The following is a 14648-nucleotide window of genomic DNA, read 5'->3' on the forward strand; positions in this document are numbered from 1 at the left end:
TCAAGAAACTATGTGAAAGAAAGGGTTTTCTTATTTTTCTTTTTGTTCCCTTTGTTGTACCACATTAAAAAGCCTGTGATAGGCATGCTGGCACAGATTAATGAAACAAAGAAAGCGAAAAGTTTGGTTGGGATGCCCGCATAGGCTCCGGTATGCAGGTCGTAGTTCATGCTTCTGAATTTCTCACCACCCTTTATGTCCCGGTCGCCATATTTCATCAGCAGTTTGCCGTTGTTACGATCAAAATAATACCATTCGAACACGTGTGTACGATTTTTGGCAAGCCGTACCTGAACATCCATTGGATCTGTATTCTTTTCGCGGAAGCGGATCGATAGTATATCGGCTTGAGGATGCAACTGAAAAAGATGGGTAATCGCGCTGTCGGTCGGCTGAAGATGGTAGGTGTCGTTGGGCGTAGATAATGGAATAACCCGCTTTTCAGCAGCTTTTCCACCATTAGCCAGGAACTGAACGGACTGATCGGCCCAAGGAAAAGCAAAGACCAAACCTGTTACACAGATCAGGATCGCCGGAATCAGGATATAAAAACCTGATGTATTGTGCAAATCATAGATCCTTCGCTTTATTCCCACATCGCGCTTAAATACTAGTCCCTTTTTGAAGGTTTTTTTCTTCCATTTTCGAGGAAACCAGAGAACCAGACCGCTCAGCAGTAAAACAAAAAAACACAGTGCCGAAATTCCTGTTACCATGCCGCCAACTGAGTCCCCCAATAGCAGGTTCATGTGCAGGTTCAAGATCAGTTGAAAGAATTCGTTTCGCGTGTCCTCCACGTATACTACTTTCCCATTGTAGGGGTTTACATAGACCCTGTAATAATACTTGTAATAGTTCCAGTGTCCGATGGCTTTTTTATCTGTAAGCGATGCCCGAAATATCCAGGTATGGCCTTTAGCGGGATAGATCTCGCAGCGGGTAATTTTAATCTTCGGGCCAAGAGCCTTTTGTGCCTGATTGCGCAGCTCACTAAAATTTAAAAAGTTGCGATTTCCCTCGGGTTCTACATAATATCGCTTATGATAAAAGTATTCTTTCAGTTCATCCGAAAAGACATTTATACAACCAGTTAAACTAACAACCAAAACAACCAGGCCTGTAATCAGACCCAGCCATTTATGCAACCAGAAAAAAAATTTCCGCAGCATTATTAAAAGTTGTAAGAAAGATTCAGATTCATGGTTGCGCCGTTGCCACGTACATATTCTGCATCAATGGCACGGTACTGGCTTACTACAGGGTAGTACGAGCTATTCAGCAGATTCTCTACACCCAGTCCGACTGACCATCTACTGTTAAATCTGTAACCGGCCGACAGGTTGAAAAGACTTACCGGTTTAACCGGACCCTCACTGTTGGCGTATAAACCATTAGCGCGAACATCAAAACGATCACGACCCTCGGTATATACCCAGTATAGTTTTACATCAAGCGAACTCAACGGGCGATAGCCCAGGTAAGCGGTTGCTTTAGGTGGCGCAATGCGTAAGCCATTCATATATACTTTTGCGCCGCCTGTTTGTTCTGCTTTTCCTTCTACATAAGAGTAGCTGCCTCCTGCAGTCCATTTCTGACTAAAGTAAACATCAGCTGAAATTTCGTAGCCATGGATCCGTTCCGGCTCGCGCTGAGGGACAAGGTACCCCCCAACATCAACAAGGTTGGCTCCCAGTTTAGATGTACTGATATAATAAGATGCGGTTAAATTAACAATGCCTAACCTGCTGCTGAAGCCCGCTTCGTAATTATTGGTAATAATAGGATCTGTGGCAATGCTCTCCAGTGTATTGCTGGTCGCACTTCTTAATATACGACCCAATTCGTTGATTGCAAACCCTTGAGAGAAACTCACGAAAGGATTGAAGATATCATGTTTGTTGTATCGTAAGCCAGCATTGAAAGTGGTGCTATGATAAGGAATCTTACCCCCGGTAACAGCAATACTGCCTTCGCCGTTAGGCCCTCTGGCAATTGTGCTGAAATCCTGTACTTTAACACGGGCATTTTCATAGCGGACTCCGGCTTTCAAAACAAAATTGGTCATTATGTCCATCTTCATCTGGGCATATGGTGCAAGATTAAGCATGTTCATGTCCGGAATATATACTCTGCCATCGGTAAGAACCTGATTGGTTCTGTCGCTCAGCAGATCGAGTCCGTAGGTCAACTCTCCATCTCCAAAAGTACCCATTTTCCATGGTGTGTTCAATGTCAGGCGCATACCTTTTTTGAACGACTGTATCTTCGTTTGCCCTGGGCCGTACCAGGCCGTTGCCTTCTCTACATACCTGTTCATAGAAATAAAGCTATTGTAATAAGCTGAAACATCAAGAGAACTGGCTAAGGGTAGCGCATCATTATGATAGGAAACCAAAGCGTTGTGGTTATATGGTGTACCTGCAGCTTCTCCCGGATCATCTCCTTTTTTACCTACTGAAGGATTTTCGCCATATTTCCCTGTTACGTTGATATAATCGCTGCTTTGTACGCTTCTAAACAGGTTATATGAAGCAATAATTTCACTATGTTCATTTGGTTTGTAAGCAAGTTTAACAAAGGTATTATAAAGTGAATTTTCTCCAAGTCCATCAGGCTGGGCATTCACGTTTCCCTTAGCATCCTTTAATACCCCGGTATAATTGTATGTTCCATTCACCACATAGGAAAACTTATTTATCGTTCCTGAAAAAGTTTGCGAAAATCGGTATCCTGTTGTGTTTGATGGATGGGCCAGGTTACCATTTATCCCCACACTGCTAGTGCCGCTAAACGTTTGATCAGCCGCTGGTTTTTTAGTAATGAAATTAATAATACCACCTGCGGATCCATTACCATAAATAGAAGTTGCACCCTTAATGACCTCAACGCGTTCAATAGCTGCCGGGTCAAGTGTACGGATATCACGACTTCCGTTCATAAGCGGCGTAGATTGGGGAATCCCGTCAATCAGTACCAATACCTGACGGCCGCGTAGGGTCTGCCCTGAATTGGTTGCCTTATTACTGGAAGTTCCCAGTCCCGGTACGGTGTTTCCAAGAATGGCGGTAACTGAAGGGTTAACATTCAGCTGCTCCTTTACATCTCTCGCGGTAAGAATAGTAACTGAAGAGGGAACATCCTTCAAGCTCTCTGGTTTTCTACCAGCAGTAACAACTACTTCAGAAAGGGCATTTCCTGTTTCAAGCACAAAAGAAACTTCGGTGGTGGTATCGGCAATAAGCGTTACCTCTTTGACTGAAGTTTGATAGCCGACCAGGCTGACACTAACACGATAAACGCCGGCAGAAAGATCTTTGATCAGGAATCTGCCAAGTTTATCTGTCGGAATGCTTTTACCGCCACTCAGCCCAACAGTCGCATATTTAAGCGGTTGGCCTTCATTATCATTGACTATACCTGATAGCGAAGCCTTCGAATTGTTGTTGTTTTGTGCAAATGAGATAACAGGTGTTACAATAAGAAGCAACACTGATAAAATCAGTAATAATTTATATGTTAATAAGGAAGATTGGTTTTCTGCATGCGTTTTGATTTGGGAATCTGGCATATAATTGTTCGTGTAAAGATTAAAACTGCCCGCAAAGGTATTCTTATTTAGATTTAATACAAACAACTTTTGATGAAAAATCATTTTGTTTTGAATTTCTTTTTTCACCATACTCAACGGAATGGATTAAAAAAATATGATTAACTTTAATTATGCAGCTTTCTCCATTCAGAAAATTCTATACGATTGCGGCTTTACTAAGCCTTGTCGTTATTAATAATGCTTGTTCGCAGGGCGTAGAAAGTAAGTATTTCAAAGATGTTACCCTAACTCATTTGCCTATTGATGCAGAAGCACATGCTTTGGATGTGGTTTTGGCTGATGTGAATAAAGATGGTCATTTGGACGCGATATTGGCGTTAGAAAATTTGCCCAACCGATTGTACCTAAACGATGGTACAGGAAAATTTACCTGGAATAAAGGCATTTTTGCAGAAGAATCGCACGATACAGAACACGTACGTGCAGGAGATTTTGATAAAGATGGAAACTTAGATGTCATCTTCGTTGCCGAAGATGATCAAAATCATGAGTTCTATTTAGGGAATGGAGACGGCACTTTTAGAAATGTAAGCGAGCGATTGCCTGCAAAAAGTGAAGCGAATGGACTGGACATCGGAGACCTAAACGGAGATGGTTTATTGGATGTTGTCGTTGGAAATACCGGACCTACGCCTCAGAATTTCCTGTGGCTAAATAACCCGGAAAAGCCGGGGCACTTTATTGATTATACAAAAACAGGGTTGCCTGCACTCCGCTGGGAAACACAATCAGTTAAGCTGACTGATTTAAACGGCGATGGACATCTGGATTTAATTGCAGGGAATGAGGTTCCTCCCAATCGTTTATTCTTTAATGATGGCAAAGGACGTTTCACTGAACATGCAGAAAAGCTGGAGCTACTGGTGCCTTTACATACAAGAGAAGTTTTAGTGTTCGATGCAAATGGAGACAAACACCCTGATATTCTATTTCTTAACCTGACAAGCAATGGTGGTGCATTTGAGAAAGATCCTACTGCTCGTTTGCTGATTAATGATGGTAAGGGGAATTTTAAAGATGAAACGGTAAAAAGGATTCCTAAGCAAGAATACTCTACTTATGCAGGGGCAATTTTTGATTTCAACCATGATGGCCATCCAGACATTATCTTAAGTTCGCTCAAGATTCCTCCTTTCCAACCGATGCAAGTTCAGGCATTGCAAAATGATGGCAAAGGAAATTTTAAATTAGTGACCAATGAGGTCATTCCGGAATCTACAGTAGGCAGAAGCTGGGGGATCGCTGTTGGTGATGTAAACGGAGATGGCAAACCAGACCTTTTTATTGGCCAATGGGGAACACAGGCCAGATTGCTCTTGGGAAAATAAGGATCAGTTTGTTATCGTTTGCTCGAGTCTTTGTTTGATGTTTAAATTTAAATCATTAATCAGAACCAAGATCACTTATGTTTTTGGATATTATCGTTTTATCAGCTTTTGATTTAGCTAGTTTTAATGCATTTTGAAAATGTGACCGTGCCTTAGCGTTGTCAATTCCCGTATATAAATTACCCAAGAGGGCATGATATAGATGATTATCCTTTAGATTGAGCTTTTCTGCCTCTACAATTGCTTGGTTCTTACCATTGGCTTTTGATAAGGCGTAGGTTCTGTTTAATGCTGCAATTGGCGAGTATTCTAGTTGAAGCAGCTTATTATAAAGTTGCAAAATGCTTTCCCATTTTTCAGCTGTGTCTTGCTTATGGGTATGCCAATAGGCAATACCTGCTTCCAGATGGTACTTTGAAAGTTTATTGCCTGCCGAACCCTGGTTTAAAAAGTATTCTCCCTGAATAATGAGTTCTTCATTCCAAAGTTTCTCGTTCTGATCCTGATAAAGTATGGTTTCTCCGTTTACATTTACTCTTGCTTCAAAACGGGAGGCATGAAAGCACATTAGGGAAAGTAACGCATTTACGGCTGGTTTGTTTGTTGTTTTGTTTTCAAGTAGCAGATTAGTCAAACGCATGGCTTCCAGGCAAACCTCTTTTCTTAAGGTTACATCTTTTCCAGATGAATAATAACCTTCATTAAAAAGAAGATATAAAGTTCTTAGAACCATTTCTAATCTGCCCTCAATTGCTCCCTGATTAGGAAATTCGATTTTAACCTGTTCAATCCTGAGTTTTTCTTTAGCCCGAAACAGTCGCTTGTTAATAACCTCTTTGTTGGTTAAAAAGGCATTTGCTATTTCATCAATTCCAAAACCGCAGAGCACACGGAGCGATAAGCTTATCTGCGCTTCAGATGAAATTGAAGGGTGGCACACGGCAAACATCATTTGCAACTGGCAATCTGTAATGTTCTGTTCCGACAGATCAATTTCAAATTCCTGAATTTCGGAGCTATTGTTTTGGAGGTGCGGCATGATCTTTTGATCAAACAGCGTATTCCTTTTCAAATAATCTTTGGCCTTGTTTTTTGCTACAGTATAGAGCCAGGCAACAGGGTTTTCGGGCAGACCTTTTATCCCCCAGGTTTCAGAAGCCATCAAAAAAGTATCGCTTGAAATATCCTCCGCAATTTCTATATGTTCCAGACCAAATATTTTAGTGAGTACAGCAGTTAATTTCCTGTATTCTGTTCTAAATAAATGCGGTATTAATTCTTCTGTTTGTTCCATAGTGAAACTGGTATGAGTTACACGCTCAAAATTGAAAAGCCTCTGCAAAATACAAAGGCTTTTCGTTTTTTTAAACGAATTGAAATTAAGGGGCTACAAAGAGTTAATAACCCTCACTTCTACGCTGCCACCAACCTGAAAGATAGGACAGGCTTTAGCCATTTCGGTAGCTTCTGCTAATGATTCAGCCCTTACAATAGTATACCCTCCAATAGATTCTTTTATTTCCATGTACGGGCCATCGGTAATTACATTTCCAGGTTTTACAGTATTGCCTTCATCGCCTAAACGGTTACCCCGGTCAACCAGTTTGTTTTGTGCAGCAATGCCGCCTATCCAATCCATCCATTTTTTTGTTACAGCTTGAATTTCATCAGGAGAACCTGCGTTCATTGCCTGATAATCATTTCTAAATACAAATAAGAACTCTTTCATTTTGTTTAAGTTTTAATGGTTAAAAACAGATGACGATTGTAATTTCTGAAATTGGACATCATCATGCAATTTTTTTATCATTTAACCAATGAAATTATTGTTGACGACTCAATTTGTAACGAAAAAGTACTACTAGATCTCTTATGGTTTTACACGTTTTTTAAGTAATCTTTTTGTGAATAATAACATCTTTAAATAACTTAACCATAAATTTAGTACAAAATGAAACTACTCCTGCCAGGGAGAACACAACCAAACAAATGAACCTAATATTATGACTAAAATTACAATTCCAAATTTAACAGATCGAAGATCGTTTTTGAAAAAATCGGGTCTGGTACTTGTAGGAAGTACATTGGCTTATCAATCGGGCTTTGCTTCTCCATTGTTTTCTTCAGCGAAGTCTAAGCTTAAAGTAGGTTTAATAGGCTGCGGTGGCCGCGGTACGGGTGCTGCAGCGCAAGCATTGCAAGCTGACCCTGATGTTATAATTACTGCCTTGGCCGATGTTTTTGAGGATAGATTGGAAGGTGCATATGCGGCTCTTGTAGAAATTGGAGGTGATAGGGTTAAAGTAAATAAGAAGAATAGATTTATTGGGTTTGATGCTTATCAAAAGCTAATAGATTCTGGAGTTGATGTTGTTTTGCTTACAACCCCGCCGGCATTCAGACCCGACCATCTGACCGCTGCAATAAATGCGGATAAACATGTTTTCTGTGAAAAGCCTGTTGCCGTTGATGTACCCGGGATACGTAAAGTTTTAGATGCAGCAAAAAAAGCACGCGAGAAAAACCTTTCACTGGTGTCTGGTTTTTGTTTCCGTTATGATCTGCCAAGCAGGGCCACTTTCGGAAGAATTTTAAATGGTGATGTTGGCGATATCAGAACTGTTTCTACATTCAGGAATGGTGCAGGAAATTGGTCAAACCCTCGCCAGCCGGATTGGACTGATCTCACCTATAAAATGCGTAACTGGCATTACCACGGTTGGCTTTCGGGTGATTTTATAACAGAACAGGCTGTTCATAGCTTGGACTTGATGTCATGGGCAATGGGCGGAAAAATGCCGATTAGTGCAACGGGAACTGGTGGCAGACAAGTTCGTGTTGATGAAATCTTTGGTAATATATATGACCATTTTGCAATCGAGTATGAGTTTGCTAATGGAGTTAAGGGATACCATTTCTGCAGACAGCAGGAGGGGACATCGCATCGCAACAGTGTAGACGTTTTAGGCTCAGATGGAAATGCAGTTATTAATGTTGGCAGTAAATATGAAATCACCGGGAAAAACAAATGGATCTATAATGGAGAGAAAAATAATATGTACCAAACTCAACATAATGAACTTTTTGCTGGTATAAGAAGTGGAAATCCAATAAACCAGGGCGAAGAAATGGCAAACAGCACCCTGTTGGCTATTTGGGGGCGCATGGTTGCATATAGTGGTCAAACGCTGACCTTAGAACAAGTCATGAAATCTACCGAAACGCTAGGCCCGAAAATAGAGGATTATCATTGGGATCTTAAATGGGAAGACCATCCGGTAGCTTTACCAGGTATCACTAAAGTAATTTAACCTGTATAGGTATGAGAATATTAAGTGGGATAGGTATGACCTTTCTATTTCTTTTACTTTGCAAATCATCATTATACGCGCAACCAAAATCTATTAAATTTGGGACTGAGTTAAAATTTGAGCAAACAACCAGTGGTGATAAAGCCAAGGGACAGTCGATTAATTGGATAAATGTAAATACCGATCCCGATACCTGGAGAGTAGACAAAGATCTGCTCATTTGTAAAGGCAAGCCCATTGGCGTTATGCGCTCAGAAAAATTGTATGAGAATTTTATACTTCAGGTAGAATGGAAGCATATGGAAGCTGGCGGAAATTCCGGAGTATTTGTATGGAGTGATGCAAAACCAGGAGCAGAGAATCGCCTGCCCGGTGGGGTAGAAGTACAGATGCTTGAGCTTGACTGGGTAAATCAAAATATTACTAATGGGGAAAAGCCACCTATTGCATATGTTCACGGCGAACTTTTTGGGGTTGGGGGTGTACAAACAGTTCCGGACAATCCAAGGGGCGAACGCAGTAAATCTGTAGAGAACCGTTGCAAAGGAAAAGGTGAATGGAATAGTTATACCGTGGTTTGTGTGGATGGAACCATCAAATTATCAGTGAATGGCAAGTTCGTAAATGGGATAAGTAAATCAACCGTAAAAAAGGGATACCTGTGTTTAGAATCTGAGGGCGCCGAGATTCATTTTCGTAACTTAAAAATAACTGAATTATAATTGATATTGGGTTATAGTATTGAAAAAAAATCCCAATTTCGTAAGTTGAAAATGAAAAATTCAGATAGTCAGGGTCCAAAACAGAAAACGAAACAGGGTCAAAGCATTTTTAGTTTGCTTAAACCTTATTCAGGCCTGATTATGCTACTCATCTTATTTGCATTGCTCAGCAATGGTCTCAACCTTTGGATACCAAAACTTATTGGTAGTGGTATAGATGCATATAGTGGAGGCAAATTTTCATATAAAACCATTGCTACCGAGTTTATAGTGGTAGTACTCATCATCTTTCTATTCAGTTTCCTGCAAAGTTTAATGCAAACCTATGCCTCAGAAAAGGTAGCAAGAGACTTAAGAACCCGGTTAGCCGATAAAATATCCCGACAAAGCTTTGCCTACATACAAACCACCAACCCATCCCGTTTACTTACCAATCTTACTTCCGATGTAGATTCAATAAAATTGTTTGTATCCCAGGCCATTGTTTCTATCGTATCTTCCCTGTTCATCATTATTGGAGCAAGTATCTTACTGCTTAGCATCAACTGGAAACTTGGTTTAATTGTAATGGCCATCATTCCAATTATTGGAGGTACGTTTTTTATCGTATTGGGCAAGGTACGTGTGCTATTCAAAAAAAGCAGGGAAGTAATAGACTGGTTAAATAAAGTAATTAATGAAAGTATCCTTGGGGCCATGTTAATTCGGGTAATTAATTCGCAACAGCTGGAATATGATAAATTTTTTGAGGCGAGCAATAAGGCCAAAGATATTGGACTTTCAATCCTCAGGCTATTTGCCTGGTTAATCCCCATAATTGTATTCACTGCTAATATGGCGGGTCTGATGATCCTGGTACTAGGTGGCCATTATGTAATTAACGGCAAAATGAGCTTGGGTGATTTTGCTGCTTTTAACAGCTATCTGGCATTGTTAATTTTTCCGATTCTGATCATAGGTTTTATGAGTAACGTAATCGCTCAGGCTACTGCTTCCTATGGCAGGATCAGCGAAATGCTAGAAAGACCAGATACAATTGAAACGGGTCAGCTGACAGCTAATTTAACCGGAGCTATAGAAATGAAAGATATAAACGTTAATTACAGTGAAAAACCTGTATTAAAGCATATCGATTTCTCTGTGCATCCCGGATCTCGTACTGCGGTAATTGGGCCAACAGCAGCGGGTAAAACACAATTGCTCTATTTGCTTAGTGGTTTAATTAAACCCGACGGCGGTGTGTTAACATTCGACGGACATCAAATAGATGAATATAAAAGTGAATCTTTTTACCAAAAGCTAGGTTTTGTTTTTCAGGATAGTATCCTGTTCAATATGAGCATCCGTGAAAATATTACCTTTAGTGAAACGGTAACAGACGAATCTTTACAAAGGGCAATTGAGACCGCCGAACTAAAAGATTTTATGGAATCATTGCCAGAAGGTTTAAATACCAGCGTTTCCGAAAGGGGACTGAGTCTTTCCGGTGGACAAAAGCAACGGATTATGCTGGCACGTGCATTGGCTATAAATCCAAATGTATTGCTGCTCGATGATTTTACGGCGCGGGTAGATAATCAGACTGAAAGGCGCATACTTGAAAATATTCAACGCAACTACCCTAATTTAACGCTCATATCGGTAACTCAGAAAATAGCTGCGGTGGAGCATTATGAACAGATCATTTTGCTTATGCAGGGCGAAATACTGGCTGCCGGAACCCACAAAGAGCTTATGAATACGAGCCCTGAATATGTACAGATCTTTAATTCACAAAAAAGCACAAGCAACTATGAATTATAATCTGAACAGCATAGCCGAGCAGGAGAAAAAAAGTTCATCCTGGACAGGTCTCAAAAACCTGTTGAATCTGGTTGCCCAGGAGAGGAAGCGTATATTTCTTTCTTTATCGGCAATTCTTGTCAGCGCGTCACTTAACCTCCTTGGCCCGTTTTTAATAGGGTATACGATAGATCATTACGTGCAAACCGGAAAATATCACGGCGTTTTGGTATTTGCAGGTATTTTACTAGGCATGTATGCTATCGCTTTTGTAAGCAGTTACTTACAAACGCAATGGATGGGAGGGGTAGCTCAGCGCGCCATCTTTAAGTTAAGAAACGTAATCTTTAATAAAATCCAGCAATTACCGGTAGCCTTCTTTAATGAGAACAAAGCAGGTGATCTGATCTCAAGGGTTAATAATGATACGGATAAATTGAGTCAATTCTTTTCTCAGGCCCTAATGCAGTTCATCAGTAGTATTATTACGATGATCGGTTCCGGAGTATTCTTATTATCTATCAATATAAAGCTTGGGCTGGCTACCCTGCTGCCGGCCTTAGTTATCCTGATTTTTACAAGAAGTGTTTCGCCATGGGTAAGAAAAAGGAATGCGTTAAGTTTAAAAAGTTCTGGTGGGCTAAGCGCCGAAATACAGGAAAGCCTGAACAACTTCAAGGTGATAATTGCTTTTAACAGAAGAGACTATTTTAGAAAAAAGTTTGATGTTGCCAACCAGCATAATTATAAAACTGCCATGGGCACAGGAATGGCAAACAACATGTTCTTACCTGTATTTGGGTTGTTCTCCGCTTTGGCGCAATTAATTGTGCTGAGCTACGGGATTTACCTCATAACTGCTTCAGAATTCAGTATCGGCTTGCTGGTAAGTTATTTGGCTTACGCTACTAATTTTTATAACCCATTAAGACAGTTGGCTGCTTTGTGGACAAGTTTCCAGGTGGCGCTTGCGGGTTGGGATAGGATCTCCCGTATGTTATCTCTGCAAAGTAATCTGGATATTGTTAACGGAAGTGTTGCAAAAGCTTCAGATTCATTACTTGAATTCAGAAACGTACATTTTGGATATACAACAAGTAATGAGATACTGCACAACGTGAATTTTAAGCTCGAAAAAAGAAAAACATATGCCCTGGTAGGTCCTACAGGTGGAGGCAAAACCACAACAGCATCCATTATGGCACGCTTATACGATCCGGTTAGTGGATCGATCCTTTTGGATGGGAAAGACATCAAATCTTATACTCCCGAGGAAAGGAGTAAGAAAATTGGATTTATACTTCAGGAACCATTCTTATTTACAGGAACGGTTAGAGAGAATATCTTATACGGCAATGAACAATATCATGAATATGATCAGGAAAGTTTCTTAGCTATAATTAAAGCTACCGGACTAGAGGGGTTAGTTTCAGTTTTTGATGATGGAGCAGAAACAAAGATTCTTTCTTCGGGCGACAGCTTAAGTCTGGGGCAAAAACAATTGATCGCTTTTATGCGTGCGGTGCTCAGAAAGCCGGATCTCCTAATTCTTGATGAAGCGACAGCAAATATTGATACCATAACAGAAAAACTACTGGGTGAGATATTGGACAAATTGCCACAAGAAACTACCCTGGTAATTATTGCTCATCGTTTAAATACCATAGAAAATGCCGATGAAATCTTCTTTGTAAATAGCGGAGAGGTTACCAGGGCAGGATCATTTCAGGAGGCTATGGATAAGCTTATCCATCATAAAAGAAAAAGCTAGTTTAGATATAGCCAGCAGCGCTACAGATTTTCTTCAAAGTTTGATTTTACCTTTCTGTCATATTTGGTTGTTGACATCTGCAAAGCTAGTAACTGCCTTTTTTATTGCTAAATTTAAATTTTAACACCCCCAAAATGAAAATACTATTGATAGAGGATGAAAGCTCACTGCGTGAAAGTATTACTACCTATTTTACAGGGGAAGGTAATATCTGCGAAACTGCGGTAGATTATAAATCAGCAATAGAGAAAATCAATATCTATAATTACGATTGTATTCTTTTAGACCTCACATTGCCTGGTGGCGATGGGATGGAAATTCTGCGTGCGATTAAAAAGATCAATAAAAAAGAAGGTGTACTCATCATTTCTGCCCGGCACTCACTTGATGATAAGCTTGACGGACTGAATCTCGGTGCCGATGATTACCTGGTAAAACCTTTCCACCTTTCTGAGCTTAAAGCAAGGGTAACGGCAATAGTGCGTAGAAAAAGTTATGATGGCAGCAACATTATCACTTTTGATGAAATACATATCGATACCCAGGCGATGAGTGTAAAAATAGGAGATAATGTATTAACCCTTACCCGTAAGGAATATGATCTACTTGTTTATTTTATTGCAAATCACAGCAAGGTGATTACAAAAAGCGCAATAGCAGAACATTTGTGGGGAGATGAAATGGATCTTTCCGATCATTTCGATTTCATTTATACCCATATTAAAAACTTAAGGAAAAAGTTGATTGAAGCGGGGTGCAAAGACTACATCAAATCCATGTATGGTGTTGGCTACAAATTCGAAAATATATGAAACTGGCTGCAAAATATAACAGAGTCACCTTAATCGCCTCTATTATTGTTTTTATATTTACAGGAGTTATCTATTACTCAGTAATCCATTATATTCTGACGGATCAGCTGGACAGGGATTTGGCTATTGAAGAAGATGAAATTGCTGCCTATGTAAAAACGAATGGTAAATTACCACAAGCAGGTAGTTTTAAAGAGCAGAAGGTGAGTTATCACCTTTTAGATCCCAATTATAATCTTGAACGCAGGTATTTCTATAATGATTATTTTAATGAATCAGAACAAAGGATAGAACCGGGAAGAAGCCTCGTCAGTGAAATAGAAGTAAAAGGAAAACTGTATTCTGTTACGGTAACGAAATCCAGAGTAGAGGCAGAAGACCTTGTCAGAATAATATTTTTAATAACCCTTAGCGTAACCATACTGCTATTGATTACCCTATTGTTAATCAATAGATTTATACTCGATAACATATGGAAGCCATTTTATGGCATATTGTCGCAAATGAAGGCCTTTAATTTGGCAGATAAAAATAATATAAAAATAGAGTCAACCAAAATTGATGAATTTACAGAGCTAAATACCGCCGTTGCAGCAATGTCGTTACGGGTAAAACAAGATTATAGGGAGCTGAAGAGTTTTACAGATAATGCCTCTCATGAAATGTTGACGCCTTTGGCTGTAATCAACTCGAAACTTGATACACTGATCCAAACAGAAACATTCAGTGATTCGCAAGGGGAGCTTATAGAAGATATATATGTTGCAGTAGGCAAGTTATCCCGCCTTAACCAGTCCTTACTGATGCTTGCCAAGATCGAGAACAACCTGATAGCAGATCAGGAAACAATTGACCTGGATAATTTGATCAGGCAAAAAACAAGGCAATTTCAGGAACTGCTTCACTTGCATAACATACGCCTCAAAACAGATCTTGCCAACAAGCAAATCAATATGAACAAGCATCTTGCCGATATGTTGATTAATAACCTGCTTAGTAATGCCATCCGTCATAACTATGAAGATGGTGAAATCTTTATCCAATTAGATGAAAGCCAGCTTACCATCAGTAATACCAGCTCAGATGCAGCGTTGATTGCCGATAAGGTTTTTGAAAGATTTTATAAAAATGCAGCCTCAGAAGGAATGGGTTTAGGTCTTGCTATATCTAATCAAATTTGTAACTTATATCATTTTAAGTTAAATTATGCGTACCAAGATCTACGGCACATTTTTACGGTGAGTTTTTGAACAAGGGAGAACTTCAGAGTTACTACAAAATTGGCAGCTAGTTTTGGCAAAGAATTTAATAA

General features: G+C 39.8%; 11 protein-coding genes. 7 read left to right on the forward strand and 4 right to left on the reverse strand.

What is annotated here, in order from left to right; genetic code table 11:
* Positions 1 to 8 precede the first annotated feature (8 nt).
* A complete protein-coding gene (locus tag AC6CH7_RS03525; protein ID WP_498261365.1) occupies positions 9 to 1169 on the reverse strand; it encodes a PepSY-associated TM helix domain-containing protein in 1161 nt (386 codons plus the stop codon).
* Positions 1170 to 1171: 2 nt separating this feature from the next.
* Positions 1172 to 3679, reverse strand: coding sequence for a TonB-dependent receptor (locus AC6CH7_RS03530; RefSeq protein WP_498261366.1), 2508 nt, complete (start codon positions 3677 to 3679; stop codon positions 1172 to 1174).
* 41 nt (positions 3680 to 3720) lie between these two features.
* On the opposite strand from AC6CH7_RS03530, the gene AC6CH7_RS03535 reads away from it, so the two are divergent.
* Positions 3721 to 4938, forward strand: coding sequence for an FG-GAP repeat domain-containing protein (locus AC6CH7_RS03535; RefSeq protein WP_498261367.1), 1218 nt, complete (start codon positions 3721 to 3723; stop codon positions 4936 to 4938).
* Between the two features lie 55 nt (positions 4939 to 4993).
* Here the strand turns inward: AC6CH7_RS03535 and AC6CH7_RS03540 are convergent, their stop codons facing one another.
* Positions 4994 to 6232 carry an RNA polymerase sigma factor gene (locus AC6CH7_RS03540; protein ID WP_498261368.1) on the reverse strand — a complete coding sequence of 413 codons (1239 nt, stop codon included), beginning with the start codon at positions 6230 to 6232 and terminating at the stop codon, positions 4994 to 4996.
* Positions 6233 to 6325: 93 nt separating this feature from the next.
* A complete protein-coding gene (locus AC6CH7_RS03545; RefSeq protein WP_498261369.1) occupies positions 6326 to 6667 on the reverse strand; it encodes a YciI family protein in 342 nt (113 codons plus the stop codon).
* Between the two features lie 274 nt (positions 6668 to 6941).
* On the opposite strand from AC6CH7_RS03545, the gene AC6CH7_RS03550 reads away from it, so the two are divergent.
* The 6 genes from AC6CH7_RS03550 to AC6CH7_RS03575 all read left to right on the forward strand — a co-directional run bounded on the left by AC6CH7_RS03550 (position 6942) and on the right by AC6CH7_RS03575 (position 14586).
* Positions 6942 to 8249, forward strand: a complete 1308-nt coding sequence (locus AC6CH7_RS03550) for a Gfo/Idh/MocA family protein (RefSeq protein ID WP_498261370.1) — start codon at positions 6942 to 6944, stop codon at positions 8247 to 8249.
* Between the two features lie 11 nt (positions 8250 to 8260).
* Positions 8261 to 8971, forward strand: a complete 711-nt coding sequence (locus AC6CH7_RS03555) for a 3-keto-disaccharide hydrolase (protein ID WP_498261371.1) — start codon at positions 8261 to 8263, stop codon at positions 8969 to 8971.
* A gap of 51 nt (positions 8972 to 9022) precedes the next feature.
* Positions 9023 to 10774, forward strand: coding sequence for an ABC transporter ATP-binding protein (locus tag AC6CH7_RS03560; RefSeq protein ID WP_498261372.1), 1752 nt, complete (start codon positions 9023 to 9025; stop codon positions 10772 to 10774).
* Positions 10764 to 12524 (forward strand): ABC transporter ATP-binding protein, encoded by a 1761-nt coding sequence (locus tag AC6CH7_RS03565; protein WP_498261373.1) that lies wholly within the window; start codon positions 10764 to 10766, stop codon positions 12522 to 12524. Before AC6CH7_RS03560 ends, AC6CH7_RS03565 begins: the two co-directional genes overlap by 11 nt.
* Before the next feature lie 134 nt (positions 12525 to 12658).
* On the forward strand, positions 12659 to 13336 hold the full coding sequence (locus AC6CH7_RS03570) for a response regulator transcription factor (protein WP_498261374.1): 678 nt from the start codon (positions 12659 to 12661) through the stop codon (positions 13334 to 13336).
* Positions 13333 to 14586: a sensor histidine kinase gene (locus AC6CH7_RS03575; protein WP_498261375.1), complete on the forward strand. Its 1254-nt coding sequence runs from the start codon at positions 13333 to 13335 to the stop codon at positions 14584 to 14586. The genes AC6CH7_RS03570 and AC6CH7_RS03575 overlap by 4 nt, the downstream gene beginning before the upstream one ends.
* Positions 14587 to 14648 lie beyond the last annotated feature (62 nt).

The organism is Pedobacter sp. GQ55 (assembly GCF_059758925.1).